This is a genomic window from Ruegeria sp. BE3 (assembly GCF_056538865.1).
In genome coordinates this window covers 198,379-217,808 of sequence record NZ_JBQFTW010000002.1, presented here as the reverse complement: position 1 = coordinate 217,808, position 19,430 = coordinate 198,379, and the positions used below count along the sequence as shown (strand labels likewise).

The following is a 19,430-nucleotide window of genomic DNA, read 5'->3' as shown; positions in this document are numbered from 1 at the left end:
CTATGAAAACAAATAACAACTTCAACCAAGCCAAACCCAAGTCCCCTTCCCCCAAAAGGTACCCATCGGGGATTACACTCACCCCGCGCCCGATATCTGTCACCTCAGTACGCTAAACCAAAATTGTCTTGCGATGCATTAAATCTAAGCAAATATGCGCTAAAGACGTGGAATTTGGCAAGCTTTCACTTCACGACCCACCTTTCGGACACCTTCAGACTGGGCCTTTCTGTCGATGCAGCGGACATGTTCTGATGGATTTGCCCCTTGATCTTCAGAAAATTACGCCAGGCATGGAAAATCGCCTTGTATCCGGTTAACTGCCAAGGATATACCGGCCAACGGAGACGTGGCCGAGTGGTCGAAGGCGCTCCCCTGCTAAGGGAGTAGGCGGGAAACCGTCTCGAGGGTTCGAATCCCTTCGTCTCCGCCATCGATCCAGACCACCAGATTGCCAATATAAAACAGATACTTAAACAAAAGCGGCAAGGGCAAACCCCACACGTTCACCCCACGTATCGTCAAGTGAGACGAACATGCGTAACGTGAATCGGTAGAACTTCGCTGCCAGTGCTGCACTAGACCTCGGTGACAGCGGCGAGACACAGGAAGCGGATCTTTAATCAATGACGCAGTGTTTTGGAGCCTTGGACACTAGCTATGCGGACGATGCTGCCGTTCGCTATGTGGCAAGGCCAGTTCGTGATATGATTGCTCGCACTCGACAAGCTTTGAGGAGAATTGCGTCATGGGAGGAAAGGTGTGTGCAATCATCGGCTTTGGTCCAGGCCTCGGCACAGCTTACGCCGATTCCTTTAATCAAGCTGGATACAGTCTTGGTCTGCTAAGCAGATCGGGTGCAATGTTTAAAGGAGCTGAAGCGACCAATACATCGGTTCGAGCCTACAGATGCGACGCGGGCGACCCCGATAGTCTCAAGAGCGCTCTGACATCCGTTCAAAGCGATCTTGGTCCCATCGACGTCGTAATTTACAACGCTGACCTCGCCCAGTTTGGAGCTCTGGATGATGTTTCAGAACTCCAGTTCGAACAAAGTTGGCGTGTTGGAGCGCTGGGTCTCTTCGCTGCCGCCAAGGCTTTGGGACCTCAAATGTCCGAACGCGGCTCAGGTGTAATAATCATATCTGGTGCCACTGCAGCGCTCCGGGGGAACCTCTGGACAACAGCATTCGCCCCCTCGAAGTCGGCACAACGCACACTGGCGAACGCGCTTGCCAAGCAACTGGGTCCGAGGGGTATACACGTTGCATATTTGGTCATCGACGGCGTGATCGACACGGAAGACACCCGAACGAACTTCGCTCCACGCGAGTCTGACGAGTTCTTTATCGACCCCCAGCACATTGCAGAAACGGCGTTGATGCTTGCGCACCAGGACAAATCCGCTTGGACCTTCGAACTCGATATTCGGCCATTCGGCGAGAAGTGGTAAAGATACGGGCCTCAACTGGCTGCTTAGCGGATTATAGTGCCCATACACCATCTAGCGTCTGAGGTTATAACCATCGCCATACGGGCTGTGCCCCAAGTTACCCCTTAAATCATCCCTACCGCATTCCCTGGGTTATCCGAATACCTAGGGTGAATATAATCGGGGCTAGTGGGGTTTCACCCCTGCTGTACGAGTACGCCCTAAGTGCCTTCCCTTATGCTACCTAGGTAAGAGGCAAAGCAACTTATTATTGAAAAGGGCACTCGCTGTGAGCGCAATATCTGAAGTCGTGTATGCTTAAACAACGTGCAACTTACCCGACCTTCAGCCAAACACCGGTAACTAGCGCTTCACGGCCCTTTGCCGTCATTCACTATTTTCGCACGGAAGATCCGGCTCGCCGAATGCGAACCAGGAGTGAAACAAAAGCGAGTTGGGTAAAGGTTTCACGAACTTGGCTCAGATTGCCGAGTTTGCGTATCTCATCATGAACATCTGCACGCTTTCCTGGGCTACGCTTTCGATATCCTCTTTCTCCCGCGTGCCCACGCTGTTCAGGATCGCCGGGATCAGGATCGTACTTTTGTACAGGGCAAGCAACCGCGCGGTGGCAGCATCTGCGTCGGTTTTCGCCAGTTGCCCGGCCTCCATTGCCTGTGCGACAAACCGGGTCAGAGGTGCGTCCACCTCGCCATAGGCTGTGTTGAACCGTTGCGCGGCCTCAAGGTTGCGCATGAACTCGGACTGCAACACGCGCGAACCAGTCAGAAAGGTCGGCGTCATGGTTTGGCACATATAAGCCCTCAGCGCCGCTGTCAGTTGCGGAGCCAACGGGGCAGATGGCTGGTGGCCCGGAATCTCCATGTCTGACAGAACCCTAAGAGTCATCGAACTGATCGCTTCAAATAGGGCCTCTTTGCTGTCGAAATATTTGTAGAGCGTACGCTTAGATACAGATGCCACCTCGGCGATCCGCTCCATGCGGGCGCCCTTCAATCCCTCTTCCTGAAAAACTTCTAATGCGGCGGTTAGAATGTCGTCTTTTTTCGTTTGCATACAGGTGTTCTAGGTCGCGTATCAGAAAATGTAAACGGAAACGTTTACATTGGTATTTGTATGCGCTAGGTAAACGATATCGTTTACACATTGATAGATCCCAAACCCATCCCCCGAAGGAGAAATCAACATGACCAATCAACCCACTGCCGAACAAATGGCCATCATCCAGGGCATGGCCCAAGGCAACACGATCATCAACCGCACGCCGGTTTTGAAAACGCCTGCCGATTACGGCATGGAATACGAAGACGTCTTCTTCCCCGCGCTGGATGGTGTGCCGCTTGAAGCATGGTTCATCCCCGCCGAAGGCAGTGACAAGCTGATCATCTGCAACCACCCGCTGACTTTCAGCCGCTATGGCTTCCCCGGCCATCTGGAGCCTTGGTCGCAGTTCGCCCCAGTGAATGTTGAATTCAACAAGGTCTATAAGGCGCTGCATGACGCTGGTTACAATGTGCTGACCTATGACATGCGAAACCACGGCCACAGCGGCGCGGCCAATGCCGGGATCGCGGCCTACGGGTTGTTCGAATGGCGCGACGTGGCGGGGGCGCAGGTCTATGTGCAGAACCACGAAAAGCTGAAACACATGAAGATCGGCCTGTTCAATCCCTGCAACGGCGGTAATTCGGCAATGGTTGCAATGACCAGGCGCCCCGACCTGTTCGAGGACGTGCGCGCCTTCGTCTGCCCACAACCCTGTTCCTCGCGCACAGCGTCGGAAGAGATCGGCAAACTGCAAGGCATCGGGGATTTCATTGATCTTGTCGATCAAGAACAACAGCGGCTGGGCGCCTTCCCGATAGCCCGCATGACCCCGCATCACTTCGCGGCTAACGTCAATGTGCCGACTTATGTGATCCAAGTGCGCGAAGATCTGTGGACACGACCCGAGGACGTGCAGACCACCTTCGACCTGTTGGGATCCGAGGACAAGAAACTGTTCTGGGTTGAAGGCACCACAGCCCGGTTCGATGGCTATAACTATTTCGGCGAGAACCCGGAAACCATGGTCGCCTTTTTTGACGATCATATGAGCTGAACCAGAACAGCGTTCCCCGCCTAGATAACCGGACGGGAGACACTTTGCTTTAGAGCGCGGTTACTTGGGCGCTTCGAACGAATCCCACTCCTGCACGTGGTAGCTCACCAAAACCTTGATCACTTTCCAGCCTTCGTCGGTCCGGTTCAGACCAAACTCGTAGCTGACCCAACGGGAGCCGCGAAGCATTCCACCGCTTTCGGCATAGGCACCGGCTGGCGTGTTCTCGACCACGATCACGCCTTTGCTGAACACGGTGGCGTTGTCTGTGTCATCGAAAAAGATGCGCTCGTTTGATGTGACATGGTGCATGACGAACCGGTCGGCACTTTCGAAGAAACCGGCCCAGCGGGTTGCGATCTCGTCCGAGGTTTTCACGCTGGACACACCAGGCTCGGTCTCGCCGATAGTAGTGTCCACTTCATCCGCCAGGATGTCGCGAACCACATCCCAATGTTGACGGTCGGCGGCATTGGTCAGGCTAGCAGTGACGCGTTGAATTTCCAGAACATCCACGATGTTCTCGGCCGTAATGGGTGTTCCCAGGGTTTTCATTTCTTCTCCGATCGCGGGGGTAAGGGATGCGATGGCAATTGAGGCGGCGATGGCGACGGAATTGAGGGCGGTTTTCATATTTGTCTCCTTGCGAGGGGTAGACGAAAGTAAACTTACAACTTACTTTTAGAGGAAAGTGGCAGAATATGTAAACTGTTAGTTTACTTTTGAAGGTGATTCATGTGAAACTGACTGAAAAGAAAAGAAAAGATATTGTCGCAGCGGCGATTGAAGAGTTCCAGGAACACGGGTTTCGTGGGGCCAAGACCAGCCGAATCGCGAAACGCGCAAGTGTTTCGTCACGCACGCTCTACAATCATTTCGAAACCAAAGACGCGCTGCTGGATGAAATTTCAAAGGTCATGATCGAACAGAAAGCAGCGGTGGAAAAAGTACCGTTCGATCCTGATCGTAATCTGGCCGATCAGCTTGCCGAGACCCTTGAACGATATGTTGAAGCTCTGACTGAACCTGAAACCATTTCGTTGACGCGAATGGTTACAGCCGAAATGCTGATCGATTTGGATCGATCACGGGATTACTACGCACAGCTAGCAACATTTCAGGATCCGATCAGCCAGCTTATTTCAGAAGCGATGGAGGCCGGCGCTCTGCGACCGGCCGACCCACGCTATGCCGCGCGCCAGCTCATCGGCCTGATCCGAGATTTCTTTTACGCACCCGAGCTCATGCTTGGGCAGAAGCAGAACACCGAGGGCGTCATGGCGGATTGCATCCAGATGTTTCTGACCCATTACAAGCCTAATTCGCGATAATCAGCGGTCGAAGGGTTCGTTCCACCGTTCCAACAGGAAACGGGGCGCTTCAGCACCCCCGTTTGTTTAGAAGTCAGTGCCCAACAATTTGTTCGAAAGATCCCAGAGCTTCCCTGCACCTTCGGCGTCATAGGCATGCGGGACATAGCCTCCGACTGCGAAGTCTTCGCCGCCCGGCTCGGATATATGACAGTCCTCAAGATAAAGACCGGTTTTGCCATTCAGATCGGGGCTGGTCGCCGCCCAGCACGAGGTCGCCGCGCCTTGAGGGATGGTTTTCCACAGGTCAGGCATATCCTTGAACATCTGTTCAAACCGCTCCTCAAGACCGGCATCCAGATTGCGGGCGAGTTCGGTCTGAATGCCGCCGGGGTGGACGGCAAAGGCTGTCACACCATCATCAGCCCAACGACGGGCCAGTTCAGTGGCCATCCAAATGTTTGCCGTCTTTGATTGTCCGTAGGCCTGCATGGCATCGTAATCACGGCTCTCGTAATTCGGGTCATCCAGATCGACGGTTGAAATCCAGTGACCTGCCGAAGACAAGTTCACGACCCGCGCAGACCCGGAGGCTTTGATCGCATTACCCAGAAGGTTGGTCAGCAGGAAGTGACCCAAATGGTTGGTGGCAAACTGGCTTTCCCACCCCTCGACGGTCCGCGCCAGAGGCGTAGCCATGATCCCTGCATTATTAATTAGGATGTCCAGCGTGTCATGCTTGGCCAACCATCCCTCTGCAAAGGCGCGGATCGTATTTGGCTTGTCTAGCTCCAGCGAAGCCGTTTCGACCTCGCGTCCGGTCTCGGCTTTGATGGTATCGGCCACGCGGGCCAGTTTCTCGGGCGAGCGGGCGACGATCGTCACATCGGCACTTTGGGCGGCCAGCGCCCGAGCGGTTTCCGCGCCCAAACCGGTCGAGCCGCCGGTGATCAGTACCGCTTTTCCTGTCAGGTCAATGCCTTGAAGGACATCTGTGGTGGTGGAGTTTCTGTCGAATGTCATGAGGGGTCTCCTTATGCGATGATCTTCTGTTTCTGGAACAATCAGCTGGTTCCAGTCAGGTCGCCGGCACGCTCGGGACTCCAGCCCTTGACGCTGAAGAGGTTCGAATTGGTCATTTGCCTGTGCTTTCAATGGTGAGGCTGCCCGGGGTCAAAGCCTCTCAGACGCCCTACTTGTTGAAGAACTCGGCCACGGCGTCGGTCGACGCTTTCACTGCCTCGGGCTTGTAGTAGAAATCCACATGGCTGAACTCGTCAAATGCCAGCTCTTCATGCTCATTGGTCAGCTTCTCGACAAACGCCGTCGAACAGATCGCAGTGAAGGCCGAACTGCTCTAGATGGTCAACGACGGCTGAACGATCTTGTCTGCATAAGCTTCCCCGATAGAAATCAAGGACTGCATTCCCTGATCGCCAATATGCATGTTGGTGAAGGTTGGAACAGCAACCGGGCCTTTGACCCCATCGCGCCCATAATAGTCATAGCTCTCGCCAACCATCGGGTTGCCACCCACTTCGATAAACTCTTCGCGACTCATGTCGTCGTTCAGAAGGAATGGGGCGACATAGTCGGGCTCGCCGGTTTCATAGATTTTCTGCTTCGACGCATTCGCGGCGGCGATCTGCTGGTTGGCCATATCGCGGTCGGTCCATTGGAACGCATCCGCCGCCATCATGCCGGACACCATGGCGATCTTCTTGATCCGGTGATCGGTCACGGCGGCGGATGCGATGATCGAACCGCCTTGGCACACGCCCAGACCGTAGATTTCTTCCACGAACGGCAGCGTGCCCAGATAAGACACCGCGTCCCATGTATTTTCGATCAGGCGGAACATATAGCGCGACTGCTTGTGCTCTCCGGGAAGCGCCGGGGACGAGCCTATACCCAGATAGTCGAAGCCCAGATAGATGAAGCCGCGTGAGGCCATTTCCGGGCCATAGGTCGCCGGGATCTGGTCTTTGACCTGTGGAAAGGGGCTCGCGCCCACGATGGCTTTGTACTTTTTGGACGGGTCGAAATCTTCAGGAAGATAGAGATCGGCGGCCAAATCGACGCCAAAGGACTTGAAGGTGATTTCGTTTTTTCCGGCGGTGAAGGTCATTGTTTGAGCCTCGGTTTCGGGGTTGCTTTGTAAACTTCTGTGTTTACATTTAGAGAAAGCAGGTGATTTGTAAACAGTAAAATTTACATTTTGCGGCGAAGAAGGATGATCTGACGTGAAACTGACTGAAAAAAAACGAAAAGATATTGTAGAAGCGGCGATCGAGGAATTCCGTGAGAACGGGTTTCTGGCTGCAAAGACCACCAGCATCGCCAAACGAGCGGGGGTATCGAGTCGCACGCTCTATAATCATTTCGAAACGAAAGAGGCGCTGTTCGACGAGATCACCCAGATCATGATCGCGCGCAATCAAGTGATGGCGCCTGTCGACTATGACCCCTCGCGACCGCTGGACGAACAGCTGACCGAGGCGCTAGAGCGTTTCGTTGGTGTGATCACCGACCCGGTCGCCATGGGATTGAACCGCATGGTTATCTCGGAATTCCTGCGTGACCTCGATCGCTCTCGCGCCTTCTTTGCCGAGAACGCGGCGCATGACTACCCGATGACCCAGCTGATCGCCCAAGCGATGGAGGCCGGAGTGCTACGCAAGGCCGACCCCGCATTCGCCACCGGCCAGCTCCTGGCTCTGGTCAAGAATTTCTTCTACTGGCCTGAATTCCTGCTGGGTGAGAAACAGGAGACCAACGGCATCATGCATGAATGCGTGGCAATGTTCCTGTCCCACTATGGGGCGCAACGATAGAGTGTTCCAGAGAAGCTCGCCTTTCTGCAGAGCCGGCCTTGGCGGAAAATTTCTGCAATTCTAAAGGTTAACAAAGTGCACACTCGAAAAACTGCGTCGCCAGTCCGTCACCTCGGCGGCGATAGTTTCACCCTTCAATCCCCGCGCAATCAGAGAAGCTAGTCTGTCGGCGTGATCAGACGTCATGCCCCATCTCACCAACTCGGGAGTGCCGAAGCGCAAGCCATTCATGTCACCTGCAACTTCCGGTGCAGGCAAGCCAATGCCACACGCCAGGAACCCGGCGTTGCGCAGGGTCTTGGATGCAGTTTGTCCGCCGCCAAACCGTTCTGCCAGAACAGCGAACTGGTGAGACGCGGTAAAGCCCTCGCGCCCTGCGAACACGGGAACGCCTTGGGCATCGAGGCTTTGCGCCAACGTTCGGGACATAGCGATCAACTCGGCGGCGTAGTCCTGCCCATAGTCGCGCCAGTCCAGCATCGTTACGGCAAGAGCAGCCGACTTCGCCGCATCGAAATTTGCTGTCATGCCCGGGAAGGCAATGGCGTCCAGGGCCTTTGCAATCTCAGCATCATTTGTAACGATTAGACCACCCGCAGGGCCACCTAGGCTCTTATACGTGCTCATGGTCATAAAGTGCGCCCCTTCGGCCAACGGATTGCGCCAGGCTTTGCCCGCGATGACCCCGCATTGATGCGCGGCGTCAAACATAACCTTGGCGCCGACTTCATCTGCAATAGCGCGCACTTCTTTTACCGGGTGCTCAAAAAGATTGAGGCTGCCACCAACAGTAATCAGCTTGGGACGCTCCTTTTGCGCAAGCGTGCGCAGCGCGTCGAGGTCGACAGTATAGCCATCAGCATCTGTTGGTGCATCCACTGTACGCAAACCAAACAACCCGGCGCATCCCGCGATGTGATGTGTGACGTGCCCGCCGATCGATGCAGGCGGAGCAATGATCGTATCACCCGCTTTGCAGGTGGCCATGAAGCCATAGAGATTGGCAATCGCACCAGATGGCACACGGATTTCAGCGAACTTCGCATCGAAGACTTCCGCGCAAAGCTCTGCCGCGATGACCTCGATCTCTTCGATGGCTTCCAGACCCATTTCGTACTTGTCGCCGGGATACCCAAGCGAGGGCCGAGACCCAATGCCCGAAGACAGCAGCGCTTCGGCTCGTGGGTTCATCACATTGGTCGCGGGATTGAGGTTAAAGCACTCTTGCTCGTGGATCTCCCGGTTTCGGTCCGCCAAATGCTCGATACGCTCCAGCAGTTCCCGGGAAGAGGTGCGTGACGTGTCGGTCGCGATCTTCTGGACAAGGGCTTCACAGTCCGCAGGGACCCAGTTTCTCGTTTCTATGGTCATCGCAATTCCCTCCTTTGCTTTGTCCAGATTGGACAGATCGCATGACAAAGCAAACCAGTTTTGCTATTTCTCGGCTTAGAAAAACTAAGGCTGGTATTAGTGGCTGTTGCACCCCGTCGCCCCAAGGGCCCACCTCTCAATGCATTGCGTGCCTTCGAGGCAGCCGCAAGGCTGGAAAGCTTCGTTTCCGCCGCCGAGGAATTGGGCGTTACAGCTGGCGCAGTCTCTCAGCACATCAAGGCCTTGGAGGCTTGGGCCGGAACTGCGCTTTTCGAACGAAATGCCCATGGCATCTCGTTGTCATCCTCAGGGAGGACGCTGACGAAAGAGTTCACGGAGGCCTTCGATCTTCTAGCGGCGGCAACACAAAGCCTGCGCAATCTGGCGCCTAACCCGGATTTCCACATAGCCGCCCTGCCCTCGATAGCGCAGCTGTGGTTACCAGCGCGACTGGGCAAACTGCGCGAAAAACGCCCCGACCTGCGCGTCTCAGTGACTGCGATGGAGAAACCCCCAAGCCTGTCGCGAGAGCTAATTGATCTTTCCGTGTTCTTTTCTGATCCGAGTGGAACCCCGGATCAGATCGTGCTGGCGAAAGACAGAATTCTCCCTGTTTGCTCACCGAATCTGTCAGCCGGGCTAGATCTCGTGTCTGCACAGCTGTTGCACGATCAGACGTGGCATGAAGACTGGTCAAATTGGTCAGAGGCGACAGGTGTTTCAGTTGGTGAGCCGACGAGGGGACCGCGATATTCGCTCTACGCCCTTGCCCTAGAAGAAGCGAAGTCTGGCGCGGGCGTGCTCATGGGGCATGGTTGCCTGGTTGAGCAGGCGCTTCGATCCGGGCACCTTATGAAAGTTTCACAGGAAAGCATCGAAACTGGCCAGGTGCTGGCTCTGGAACTTCCGCATAAATCGAGACGACATCCCGCGATCGATGAAGTCGTTAACTTGCTTCAAGAAGAAGAACCGCAGCCCGACTGATGAGATATTTGGTGATAGCATGTGTGTGTACTTTGGTCTTGAAGCCGGTATGGAATGCTGGCTCAGCATCTTCGACATTTTGTTACAAGCTTGAACGTTAGTTCAGAGCAAAACTGAATAACCAAGCACTGAACCTGGGAAGATCGGGCCTCTCGGTTCTGAGCAACCCGTAAGCTACAAGTCATTGATTTCATAAGCGCCGCCTTGACGGGCACATTTTCAGTTGCAATGGTTAAGATATGGGCGCTTTGAGAACAATTTTCCTTTCAATGTCATGCTTCTTAATGTCTGCTGGACTACTTTATGCCGAAAGTGACATGGTCAAATCGTTTGCAAGCTGCGCGGGCCGCTTTTCAGCCGAAATGGAACATGCGTGGCTGTTGAACGATGCTAAAGCTCAGGACTATGAACTGCGCCGTGGCGGATTTGTGTCTTTGCTGGAAGCGACGGCCACAGCGGACAATACCGAATTGGTCTTAAGCCACAGGGTAAATTCCAAGCATGCACATGCGCGTCTATTGCAAACTGCGACCTTTGGTTCAGATGCGGCAAAGGCAAGCGCAGCACGCCGAACTGCCAAGCAATATTTGGATCAGTGCAACCTGTTGATCCTGGGCGGCGCTTAAAAGACGCTTCGCTGCAGCGCCGCATTATTAGGCTGAGCATGCTGCATCGCCGCAAATTTAGGCAGTCCTCTGAATCAATCCAAGAACTCAGGCCATGAGACTCTGACGCCCGGGTAAATCTGCCTTAGCACTGTGGTGCGCCGCAAGACGGCTTGGAAAATGTGCGAAGGTGCCCGGCCTAGGAACCTGAAGACGCCCTCGCACACCGCAAATATGCGTAGGGGGGTATATGGGACGTTTCAGCGGCCCGAACAACCCTGCTGCGCATCGCATAAAAGGAAATGCTGATGCACACCAAACTTCTCACCACAACCGCCGCAGTTCTGTTGGCCAGTTCATTGCCTGCACTGGCCGATTGCCCAATCAAGGTCGGCGTATTGCATTCGTTGTCCGGCACCATGGCCATTTCGGAAACCACGCTGAAAGACACAATGGAAATGCTGGTCGAACAACAAAACGAAGCCGGTGGTCTTCTGGGGTGCGAACTTGAGGCTGTAGTTGTTGACCCGGCCTCTGACTGGCCGCTGTTTGCTGAAAAGGCGCGCGAACTGCTGACGGTCCATGAAGTTGATGTTGTTTTTGGCAACTGGACGTCGGTATCTCGTAAATCAGTCCTGCCGGTGATCGAAGAACTGAACGGTCTGCTGTTCTACCCGGTTCAGTATGAAGGTGAAGAAAGCTCGAAAAACGTATTCTACACCGGTGCCGCACCGAACCAGCAGGCGATCCCTGCCACCGATTACTTCCTAGACGAACTGGAAGTTGAAAAATTCGCTCTGTTGGGGACTGACTACGTTTACCCACGGACCACGAACAACATCCTCGAAAGCTATCTGAAGCAGAAGGGCATCGCGGAAGAAGATATCTTCGTCAACTACACGCCATTCGGTCATTCGGATTGGTCCAAGATCGTAGCCGATGTGGTTGCGCTTGGCGCGGACGGCAAGAAAGTTGGCGTAATCTCGACCATCAACGGCGACGCAAACGTTGGTTTCTATAAAGAACTGGCCGCCGCTGGCATCTCGGCTGACGATATTCCGGTTGTTGCCTTCTCGGTCGGCGAAGAAGAGCTGGCCGGCCTCGATACGACAAACCTCGTCGGTCATCTGGCGGCTTGGAACTACTTCCAATCAGCCGAAAGCGATGCGAACGACGCATGGGTCGAAGCGTGGAAAGCCCGCATGGGTGAAGAGCGAGTGACCAACGACCCGATGGAGGCCCACTATATTGGCTTCAACATGTGGGTGAACGCGGCGACGGCTGCTGAAACCACCGATGTCGACGCCGTTCGGACCGCTATGTACGGTCAGGAATTCCCGAACCTGACAGGCGGTACAGCAGTGATGCTGCCGAACCACCACTTGGCCAAGCCGGTGTTGATCGGCGAAATCCAGGAAGACGGTCAGTTCGACATCATCAGCCAGACCGAAGAAGTTCCGGGCGACGCCTGGACCGACTATCTGCCTGAATCCGCCGTTCTCGTGTCGGATTGGAAAGAGCTAGGTTGCGGTATGTACAACACCGAAACCGAGAGCTGCGTGCAGATCAAGTCCAACTACTAAGGACTTCACCTGAATTCCTCGGGGCGCGTCTTGTGCCCCGAGGCTCAATACAAAGGTCTTCCTAAATGACGCTTCCGTTCAGGCGGGCAGTGCTTGCCCTGCTGGTCCTTGTGGTCCCTACTCTTTTGCAAGCGCAATCCGCAGACGCCCCGGTGCAGCAGGTATTGCAGTCCTACGCGGAGGTGATCCAGAAATCCTCTCGCAAGACAATTGGCCCGGCGATTGACGCGTTGGCGCAAAGTGGACTGCCCGAAGCGCAGACCGTCTTGGAGCGTTGGCAAGCGAAGGGCATGTGGTTCAACAAGGAAACCGGTCTGTTTGTCTTTGCTTCAAAGGCTGATGGCGGGTTGCAGATCTTCGACGTCTCTGACGGGGCGGAGATCGGGGTTGTTGACAAGAAGGGCTATAAACAACTCAAGCCAAATTCCGGCATTCGAGGTTTGATCGCCTCTGCTCTGGTGCAGTTTCAACTGAACGACCCCAATCCCAAGACCCGCGACGTTGCTTTGACAGCGATCGAGCGAGACGCCGAGGCGTCGCACCTGTCCGCACTGCGCGGTTCAATCGAGGCTGAACAAGACGCCGATCTCAAAGCGCGCAAAGACCGGCTGGAGCGTTTGCTGACGATCCGTTTTGACGAGGATGAGGCCGCAAGACTAGCTGCCATCGAAAGCTTCGCTGGCGACCTGAGCGTCGATGTCCGGGCAACGCTCAATCCTTTGGTTTCATCCGAAATCAAGGTCGCGGATGACGTTCCGGATGGGGCGGTTGGCATTGAGGTCGGATCAGACGCGCTGTCGCAGGAACAGGCCTATAGCCTGCTTGTCGCAAATGGCTTGGCACCGGAACCGGTAGATTCAGGAACCATGAAGCAAACCCTTATCGCCAACATAAACGGCGATACCGTCGCCGGTGTGCAAGTGGCGAGCCTGGACGAGGACGCCGCACGAAAGGCCGCCTATCAGGTGCTGGCCCAACAGGGTCTTGCGGCCCCGCTGGTGACACAAGATGACATTGCCGAAGCCGTTCAAAATCATAAGTTCTTTCGGGTTTACGTCTCGGCCCCTCTGCCGATCGCACTTGCTGCGCAGGCAGCGCTGGACAACATCGAAACACAGGTCGCTTTGAATCAGACGGCTGATCTGGTGCTGGATGCACTGTCTCTGGCATCGATCTACTTCCTTGCGGCGATCGGTCTTGCGATCACCTTCGGCGTCATGGGGGTGATCAACATGGCCCATGGCGAATTCATCATGATGGGCGCTTACACCGGCTACGCGGTACAGCTGTTCATTCCAGACCTGACGCTTTCGATCCTTGTCGCAATTCCCTGCGCCTTTCTCGTGACCTTCGGGGCCGGAGTTCTGCTGGAGCGATTGGTCATTCGTTGGCTGTATCATCGCCCGCTGGAAACTCTGCTTGCAACCTTTGGCGTCTCGATTGCGCTTCAACAATTGGCCAAGAACATCTTCGGCACGCAAGCGCGTCCTCTGACCGCACCGGAATGGCTGGACGGGTCGATGGTGCTGAACGACATCGTGTCGATCAGCTACATCCGCATCGCGATATTCGTACTAGCGTTGCTGTTTCTGGCACTATTCCTGATCGTCATGAATCGGACCCGGCTGGGGCTGGAGGTGCGCGCCGTGACACAGAACCCTCGCATGGCGTCCTCGATGGGCATCAACCCGGACCGGATCAACATGCTGACATTCGGCCTGGGTTCGGGCATCGCGGGCATCGCTGGCGTGGCCATCGGGCTTTACGCCAAAGTTACATCCGAGATGGGCTCTGACTACATCGTGCAAAGCTTTATGACGGTCGTTGTCGGCGGAGTCGGCAACATCTGGGGCACGCTGCTGGGCGCGACGATGGTTGGAACGCTGCAAAAGGGGATCGAATGGTTTAACCCGTCCAACACGCTGGCGGCACAGACCTATATGATCCTGTTCATCATCCTGTTCATTCAATTCCGACCACGAGGCATCATCGCGCTCAAAGGTCGGGCGGCGGAAGCGTGATATGGTTGACGTGACATCCACAACCGAGCCGATGCGCAAGCCACTGGTGCTGCGCTATCCCTCTGTCGCCATCTTTCTGATCATCCTGTCCCTGTTTACGGCAATTATCACCGTCCTGGGCGAAGGGTTTGGCATCGGGTTGATTTCCACCAGCTTTATCAAGACGTTGGGTAAGACGCTCTGCCTGTGTCTTGCCGCGTTGGCGATGGATCTGGTGTGGGGCTATACGGGTATCCTGTCGCTGGGGCACATGGCCTTCTTTGGCATCGGCGGATACGCCATCGGCATGTGGCTGATGTACGCCCGCACCGAGATTATCGTGGTCGATAGCCTCGCAGCTTCTGCCTTGCCACCAACGGCACAGGAAATCTCGGATGGCATCGCCACTCAGATTTTCGGCGTTGTCGGTGCTTCCGAGTTTCCCCCGATCTGGGCCATCGCGCATTCACTGCCGCTACAACTGGCTGCCGTCGTGCTGGTTCCCGGTCTGCTGGCACTTGTCTTTGGGTGGCTGGCGTTCCGCAGCCGCGTGACCGGGGTTTACTTGTCGATCCTGACGCAGGCGATGACGCTGGCGCTGTCCCTGTACCTGTTCCAGAACGACAGCGGGCTGCGCGGGAACAACGGTTTGTCGGGGCTGCAAAACCTGCCGGGCCTGGACTCGGTGCCGCAGTCAACGGTTTCGATCCTGTTCTTCTGGGCGTCCGCCTTTGCACTTGGCCTTGGCTACCTTGTCTGCGCATGGGTGGTGTCCGGCAAATTCGGATCGGTCATTCGCGCCATACGTGACGATGAAAGCCGTGTCCGGTTCCTCGGCTACTCGGTCGAGGCCTATAAGCTGTTTATCTTCACTTTCACCGCCGTGATCTGCGGCATTTCCGGGGCCCTCTATTACCCCCAAGCCGGCATCATCAACCCGGCTGAAATCGCCCCCATCGCCTCAATCTACCTCGCCGTTTGGGTGGCAATCGGTGGACGCGGAAGGCTGTACGGAGCCATCATCGGCGCGGCCTTCGTCTCGCTGCTGTCCACTTGGTTTACAGGCGGGCAAGCCCCGGACATCTCACTCGGGTTTTATACGATCCAGTGGGTCGACTGGTGGACCATTCTGCTTGGGTTCTCGTTTGTCGCGGTCACGCTGTTCGCGCCCCGCGGTGTAGGGGGACTGATCGACAAGCTTACAGTACGCCGTGCGCCTGACCGACACGGTGCCGATCTGGGGCCGGACCTTGGATCGCTGCGCGAAAAGGAGGCGAATGAATGAGCACGCTTCTCGAAGTCTCTGGTGTTTCCGTGACCTTTGACGGCTTCAAGGCCATCAACAACCTGACGTTCCAAATCGGCCCCGCCGAAATGCGCGCTGTCATCGGCCCGAACGGGGCGGGAAAGACGACGTTCATGGACATCATCACCGGCAAGACCAAGCCTGATGATGGTCACGTTCTTTGGGGTGAGAAGTCGGCCTCGCTGCTGTCGATGAGCGAAAGCCAGATCGCCCAGGCCGGAGTGGGGCGAAAGTTCCAGCGCCCGAACGTCTTCGAAGATCAAAGCGTCCGCGAAAACCTGATGCTCGCCCTGAAAAACAAACGCGGGCCGCTGTCTGTACTGCGGTTCCGGGCGCGGCAGGAAGATCATGAGAAAGTCGCCACTTTGGCCGAGGAAATCGGGCTGAGACAATCCCTGGACCGCAAGGCAGGTGAACTTAGCCATGGGCAAAAGCAATGGCTCGAGATCGGTATGCTACTGGCTCAAGACCCGCAGTTGCTGCTGGTGGATGAGCCTGCGGCCGGGATGACCCCGGCAGAGCGACAGCACACGACCGACATTCTTGTCGAAGCCGCCAAAACCCGAGCCGTCGTCGTTGTCGAACACGACATGGAATTCGTCCGTCGCCTCAATTGCAAAGTAACGGTGCTGCATGAGGGGTCGGTTCTCGCCGAAGGGTCATTGGATCACGTCACTCAGAACGAAAAAGTAATCGAGGTTTATCTTGGCCGCTGACCTTCTGAAAATCTCCGATTTATCTTTGCATTATGGCGGCAGCCAGATCTTGAACGGCGTTGACGTTACCGCGCGCCAGGGTCAGGTGACCTGCGTGATGGGAACCAACGGCGTCGGCAAAACGAGCCTGTTGAAGGCCATATCTGGCACGCATCCCCGCAGCGGAGGTAATTACCTGCTGAACGGTGAAGAGATCGGTAACGCCACATCCTATGAACTCGCCAGAAAAGGCGTGGCTTATGTTCCGCAAGGGCGTGAGATTTTTCCGTTCTTGACGGTTCTTGAGAATCTCGAAACCGGCTATGCCTGCCTGTCTCGCAGAGATCACACGATCCCCGACTATATCTTCGACCTCTTTCCGATCCTCAAAGAGTTTCTTTCGCGGCGTGGCGGTGACTTGTCTGGTGGCCAACAACAACAGCTTGCAATCGCGCGCGCACTGATCACAAAACCAAAGCTTCTTCTGTTGGACGAACCAACGGAGGGTATCCAACCCAACATCATCAAGCAGATCGGAGAAGTCATTCGCCAACTGCGCGATCGGGGCGATATGGCAATCGTCTTAGTCGAACAGTTTTTTGAGTTCGCTTATTCGTTAGGCGATGAGTTCTTAGTTCTGGAGCGTGGAACGCCGTATCTGCAAGGTTCGAAGAACCAAATTGGTAAGGAACAACTAAGATCAGCAGTTTCGGTTTGAAGTCACTGAAGCAATGACCCGACATTCTGCCAAGCCGACAGCATCATACTCAGCAATTCGCGCTTAAGAATGGAATCGAGTCATATGGTCGATCACATGAGACCGACTGTAGACACCGGCGCCTACATCATAGCGTAAAACGATGTTACTCGGATGAAAGCCCGGTCGACGAAACGGGAACGGCTTTCAAATAGGCGGCAATTGCTAAACGGTCGTCATCTGTAAGCCGAGATGTGTTTTCGATAACTTCAACCATCTCACCACCAGCGCTGTCATAATCCGGTGTGAAGCCAGATTTCAGGTATTCCGCTATGTCAGCTTCGGACCAATCAAGCTGGTCTGGGGTTAACCCGGGAATGCGACCTCTCCCGCTTGGGTTTGGCGCACCCGTCAGCCAAAGATCTCGTTTCAAACCGCCCAAGCCGTTTCGCGGCGTATGACATTCAGCGCAGTGCCCCAGCGCCTCCACAAGATACCGGCCGCGTCTTTGTTGGTCAGTCAGATCACCTTCGACCGCCCAACCTGGTGCCAGGTGTAATAGCTTCCATCCTCCTAACCCTCGTCTAACGCTGAAAGGGAAACCCACCTCATGCGCATCGCTTTCGGTCGCGACCGCTGGCAGTTTGCCGAGGAATGCATGGAGCGATACAACATCATCGGCGCTCATGTTGGCATAGGATGTATAAGGGAATGCTGGGTAATAGTGTTGACCTTCGGGTCCGGTCCCATGGATCAGGGCATTGGCTAAATCCAGCGCGGACCAGGAACCGATACCGGCAGATGGATCACTGGATATATTGGGGGCTATGAAAGTGCCGAAATCCGTCTCAAACCGACGACCGCCGGCGAGCGTAAGCTTTTTCTCTCCAACCGCGTCCGGCGCTGAGTGGCAGGATGCACATCCTGCTGCATAGAAAACGGCCTCACCTCTCGCGAGATCGGGAGTAATACCGTCCAGTTGAACCTGATCCAATCTTTGAGGTCGGGTCAGCACCAAACCGGCCAACCCGACCAAAACTACGGCACCAGCGACAAAGAGAACAAAACGCCGCACCATCAATGCCTAATCAGTCCTTTGGCGCTCTGTATGCCTTGTGACATGCCGAACAGCTTCCACCTAGATCCCCCATTGCCGCTTTCAGCGCTTCAACATCTTGTCCTGCCGCAGCCTGCATCGCAACAGCGGCGTCAGCCATGGCCTGCCCTTTGGCACCGACGTCCGGGAAGTTTTCCCAGATGGCGGGCAGAGCACGCGTGGAGGGGTCGGAAACATTGTCGGTTCCGGCGGGCCACATCGCGGATTGATCGAGCTGCGTCAGAACGACAAGGTTATTCGCGGCTCGTGTTGCGGCCTCCGCATCGTACTCCGTCTCTCCCTTGGCCATGCCGCCGAGAGTGCCAAGATTGAATGAATAAAGCTGCATGATTGAGGTCCGAGCCTTCACAGCCGGATTCTCACTTTCCTGGGCGATGGCCGTGCCAAGAGCGGCAACTGACAATAAACCTGCCGCGAAGATTGAGAACTTATTCATCATGATGTGTCTCCCTGTTCAATAAATCGAATATTAACTTGAACGAAATTACTTGTAATTGTTTGTTATTGGTCGCTACTTGTTAATTTATGAACAATGAGAATTGGGATGACATTCGATACGCACTTGCGGTGAGCAAATTCGGGTCGCTGAACGCGGCGGCGTCTGCCTTGGGGGTGACACATGCTACGGTCCTGCGCAGGGTTGCCGCATTCGAAGAGCGAAACGGCTGCCTCATTTTTCAAAGAAGCCCGTCGGGATACTCCGTTCTCCCTGAAGCCCGCGCGATCTTTTCGGCTATGGAAAGTGTTGAAGATGCCGTGCTTTCCATGGAGCGTGCGATTGTCGGCGCAAATCGTTCTCCTGTAGGCCATGTGCGAATTACGTCCACCGACAGTCTTTGTCAGATCGTTCTCCCGCAAATACTTAACGATATCTCACTCACCTACCCCGGCTTGAAACTGACTTTGTTGAGCGGAAACAATCACCACGATCTATCCCGTCTGACTGCGGACATAGCTGTACGCCCATCAATAAAGCTCGGGGAGGGGTTAATTGGTCAGCGGGCAGGAACACTGTCATTCGGGGTTTTTGACGACGGTTCCGACAAACGCAAATGGATGAGGCTTGATGGGGCGTTAAGCCGTTCACTCCCTGCCAAATGGCTGGCGCAGAATGTCAGCGCTGACGAAATGACCAACGGAGCAGACAGTTTCTTAGTGCTACAGCAAATGGCTGCCGCGGGAATCGGAAAAACATTTTTGCCAGCATTCTTTGGCAACGCGGACTCCCGGCTTCGGAGATCGCACGACGTAACCCCAGAAATTGAGGTTCCGCTCTGGGTCGCAACGCTGGACGAAATAGCAAACACTCCAAGGTTTGCAGTTGTTCAAAGAGCGTTGGTTGAACGTTTGTCCGATGTTCTTGTTGGATGACAT

General features: G+C 55.2%; 19 protein-coding genes and 1 tRNA gene. 13 read left to right on the top strand and 7 right to left on the bottom strand.

The genetic code is table 11. The features are described 5' to 3' along the window. Positions 1–343 precede the first annotated feature (343 nt). Positions 344–433 (top strand) — tRNA-Ser (locus ACR0AZ_RS08450). A gap of 315 nt (positions 434–748) precedes the next feature. Then, positions 749–1,453 (top strand): SDR family NAD(P)-dependent oxidoreductase, encoded by a 705-nt coding sequence (locus ACR0AZ_RS08445; RefSeq protein WP_480667221.1) that lies wholly within the window; start codon positions 749–751, stop codon positions 1,451–1,453. A 459-nt stretch (positions 1,454–1,912) separates the two neighbouring features. Here ACR0AZ_RS08445 and ACR0AZ_RS08440 read toward each other — a convergent pair whose 3' ends face one another. Further along, the gene (locus tag ACR0AZ_RS08440; RefSeq protein WP_480667220.1) at positions 1,913–2,509 is read right to left on the bottom strand and encodes a TetR/AcrR family transcriptional regulator; all 597 of its coding nucleotides are present in this window, start codon (positions 2,507–2,509) and stop codon (positions 1,913–1,915) included. 130 nt (positions 2,510–2,639) lie between these two features. Here ACR0AZ_RS08440 and ACR0AZ_RS08435 point away from each other — a divergent pair, with 130 nt between their 5' ends. Next, positions 2,640–3,554, top strand: coding sequence for an alpha/beta hydrolase (locus ACR0AZ_RS08435; RefSeq protein ID WP_480667219.1), 915 nt, complete (start codon positions 2,640–2,642; stop codon positions 3,552–3,554). Between the two features lie 60 nt (positions 3,555–3,614). Here the strand turns inward: ACR0AZ_RS08435 and ACR0AZ_RS08430 are convergent, their stop codons facing one another. After that, positions 3,615–4,187 carry a nuclear transport factor 2 family protein gene (locus ACR0AZ_RS08430; RefSeq protein ID WP_480667218.1) on the bottom strand — a complete coding sequence of 191 codons (573 nt, stop codon included), beginning with the start codon at positions 4,185–4,187 and terminating at the stop codon, positions 3,615–3,617. A gap of 104 nt (positions 4,188–4,291) precedes the next feature. Between ACR0AZ_RS08430 and ACR0AZ_RS08425 the strand changes: the two genes are divergently transcribed. Continuing rightward, the gene (locus ACR0AZ_RS08425; protein ID WP_480667217.1) at positions 4,292–4,885 is read left to right on the top strand and encodes a TetR/AcrR family transcriptional regulator; all 594 of its coding nucleotides are present in this window, start codon (positions 4,292–4,294) and stop codon (positions 4,883–4,885) included. Between the two features lie 66 nt (positions 4,886–4,951). On the opposite strand, the gene ACR0AZ_RS08420 is transcribed toward ACR0AZ_RS08425, so the two are convergent. Then, a complete protein-coding gene (locus ACR0AZ_RS08420) occupies positions 4,952–5,887 on the bottom strand; it encodes an SDR family NAD(P)-dependent oxidoreductase (protein ID WP_480667216.1) in 936 nt (311 codons plus the stop codon). A gap of 334 nt (positions 5,888–6,221) precedes the next feature. Beyond that, positions 6,222–6,992, bottom strand: coding sequence for an alpha/beta hydrolase (locus ACR0AZ_RS08415; protein WP_480667215.1), 771 nt, complete (start codon positions 6,990–6,992; stop codon positions 6,222–6,224). A 115-nt stretch (positions 6,993–7,107) separates the two neighbouring features. On the opposite strand from ACR0AZ_RS08415, the gene ACR0AZ_RS08410 reads away from it, so the two are divergent. Beyond that, positions 7,108–7,698 carry a TetR/AcrR family transcriptional regulator C-terminal domain-containing protein gene (locus ACR0AZ_RS08410; protein ID WP_480667214.1) on the top strand — a complete coding sequence of 197 codons (591 nt, stop codon included), beginning with the start codon at positions 7,108–7,110 and terminating at the stop codon, positions 7,696–7,698. Positions 7,699–7,758: 60 nt separating this feature from the next. Here the strand turns inward: ACR0AZ_RS08410 and ACR0AZ_RS08405 are convergent, their stop codons facing one another. Beyond that, positions 7,759–9,069, bottom strand: coding sequence for an aminotransferase class I/II-fold pyridoxal phosphate-dependent enzyme (locus ACR0AZ_RS08405; protein ID WP_480667213.1), 1,311 nt, complete (start codon positions 9,067–9,069; stop codon positions 7,759–7,761). Positions 9,070–9,129: 60 nt separating this feature from the next. Here ACR0AZ_RS08405 and ACR0AZ_RS08400 point away from each other — a divergent pair, with 60 nt between their 5' ends. From ACR0AZ_RS08400 to urtE, 7 genes are all read left to right on the top strand, one after another. Then, positions 9,130–10,053 (top strand): LysR family transcriptional regulator, encoded by a 924-nt coding sequence (locus tag ACR0AZ_RS08400; protein WP_480667212.1) that lies wholly within the window; start codon positions 9,130–9,132, stop codon positions 10,051–10,053. Between the two features lie 239 nt (positions 10,054–10,292). Continuing rightward, a complete protein-coding gene (locus ACR0AZ_RS08395) occupies positions 10,293–10,679 on the top strand; it encodes a hypothetical protein (RefSeq protein ID WP_480471013.1) in 387 nt (128 codons plus the stop codon). Between the two features lie 287 nt (positions 10,680–10,966). Continuing rightward, positions 10,967–12,241 (top strand): urea ABC transporter substrate-binding protein, encoded by a 1,275-nt coding sequence (gene urtA / locus ACR0AZ_RS08390; protein WP_480471014.1) that lies wholly within the window; start codon positions 10,967–10,969, stop codon positions 12,239–12,241. 65 nt (positions 12,242–12,306) lie between these two features. Then, entirely contained in the window at positions 12,307–14,262 is a 1,956-nt protein-coding gene (gene urtB, locus ACR0AZ_RS08385; protein ID WP_480471015.1) for an urea ABC transporter permease subunit UrtB, read from the top strand. Position 14,263: 1 nt separating this feature from the next. Next, positions 14,264–15,526, top strand: a complete 1,263-nt coding sequence (urtC, locus tag ACR0AZ_RS08380) for an urea ABC transporter permease subunit UrtC (protein ID WP_480667211.1) — start codon at positions 14,264–14,266, stop codon at positions 15,524–15,526. Then, positions 15,523–16,263, top strand: coding sequence for an urea ABC transporter ATP-binding protein UrtD (gene urtD, locus ACR0AZ_RS08375; protein WP_480667210.1), 741 nt, complete (start codon positions 15,523–15,525; stop codon positions 16,261–16,263). Before urtC ends, urtD begins: the two co-directional genes overlap by 4 nt. Then, a complete protein-coding gene (gene urtE, locus ACR0AZ_RS08370) occupies positions 16,253–16,960 on the top strand; it encodes an urea ABC transporter ATP-binding subunit UrtE (RefSeq protein ID WP_480667209.1) in 708 nt (235 codons plus the stop codon). Before urtD ends, urtE begins: the two co-directional genes overlap by 11 nt. 145 nt (positions 16,961–17,105) lie before the next feature. Here the strand turns inward: urtE and ACR0AZ_RS08365 are convergent, their stop codons facing one another. Both ACR0AZ_RS08365 and ACR0AZ_RS08360 read right to left on the bottom strand, forming a co-directional pair. Next, positions 17,106–18,014: a c-type cytochrome gene (locus ACR0AZ_RS08365; RefSeq protein WP_480667208.1), complete on the bottom strand. Its 909-nt coding sequence runs from the start codon at positions 18,012–18,014 to the stop codon at positions 17,106–17,108. Between the two features lie 13 nt (positions 18,015–18,027). Beyond that, a complete protein-coding gene (locus ACR0AZ_RS08360) occupies positions 18,028–18,495 on the bottom strand; it encodes a c-type cytochrome (RefSeq protein WP_480667207.1) in 468 nt (155 codons plus the stop codon). An 86-nt stretch (positions 18,496–18,581) separates the two neighbouring features. Between ACR0AZ_RS08360 and ACR0AZ_RS08355 the strand changes: the two genes are divergently transcribed. Further along, complete coding sequence (locus ACR0AZ_RS08355) at positions 18,582–19,427, top strand: LysR family transcriptional regulator (RefSeq protein ID WP_480667206.1); 846 nt, start codon at positions 18,582–18,584, stop codon at positions 19,425–19,427. Positions 19,428–19,430: the final 3 nt, after the last annotated feature.

What these genes read in the sequence shown, in the direction of transcription:
- ACR0AZ_RS08445 (WP_480667221.1), top strand. Translation starts at nt 749, where the DNA reads ATGGGAGGAAAGGTGTGTGCAATCATCGGCTTTGGTCCAGGCCTCGGC.
- ACR0AZ_RS08440 (WP_480667220.1), bottom strand. Translation starts at nt 2,509, where the DNA reads ATGCAAACGAAAAAAGACGACATTCTAACCGCCGCATTAGAAGTTTTT.
- ACR0AZ_RS08435 (WP_480667219.1), top strand. Translation starts at nt 2,640, where the DNA reads ATGACCAATCAACCCACTGCCGAACAAATGGCCATCATCCAGGGCATG.
- ACR0AZ_RS08430 (WP_480667218.1), bottom strand. Translation starts at nt 4,187, where the DNA reads ATGAAAACCGCCCTCAATTCCGTCGCCATCGCCGCCTCAATTGCCATC.
- ACR0AZ_RS08420 (WP_480667216.1), bottom strand. Translation starts at nt 5,887, where the DNA reads ATGACATTCGACAGAAACTCCACCACCACAGATGTCCTTCAAGGCATT.
- ACR0AZ_RS08415 (WP_480667215.1), bottom strand. Translation starts at nt 6,992, where the DNA reads ATGACCTTCACCGCCGGAAAAAACGAAATCACCTTCAAGTCCTTTGGC.
- ACR0AZ_RS08405 (WP_480667213.1), bottom strand. Translation starts at nt 9,069, where the DNA reads ATGACCATAGAAACGAGAAACTGGGTCCCTGCGGACTGTGAAGCCCTT.
- ACR0AZ_RS08395 (WP_480471013.1), top strand. Translation starts at nt 10,293, where the DNA reads ATGGGCGCTTTGAGAACAATTTTCCTTTCAATGTCATGCTTCTTAATG.
- urtA (WP_480471014.1), top strand. Translation starts at nt 10,967, where the DNA reads ATGCACACCAAACTTCTCACCACAACCGCCGCAGTTCTGTTGGCCAGT.
- urtB (WP_480471015.1), top strand. Translation starts at nt 12,307, where the DNA reads ATGACGCTTCCGTTCAGGCGGGCAGTGCTTGCCCTGCTGGTCCTTGTG.
- urtC (WP_480667211.1), top strand. Translation starts at nt 14,264, where the DNA reads ATGGTTGACGTGACATCCACAACCGAGCCGATGCGCAAGCCACTGGTG.
- urtD (WP_480667210.1), top strand. Translation starts at nt 15,523, where the DNA reads ATGAGCACGCTTCTCGAAGTCTCTGGTGTTTCCGTGACCTTTGACGGC.
- ACR0AZ_RS08360 (WP_480667207.1), bottom strand. Translation starts at nt 18,495, where the DNA reads ATGATGAATAAGTTCTCAATCTTCGCGGCAGGTTTATTGTCAGTTGCC.
- ACR0AZ_RS08355 (WP_480667206.1), top strand. Translation starts at nt 18,582, where the DNA reads ATGAACAATGAGAATTGGGATGACATTCGATACGCACTTGCGGTGAGC.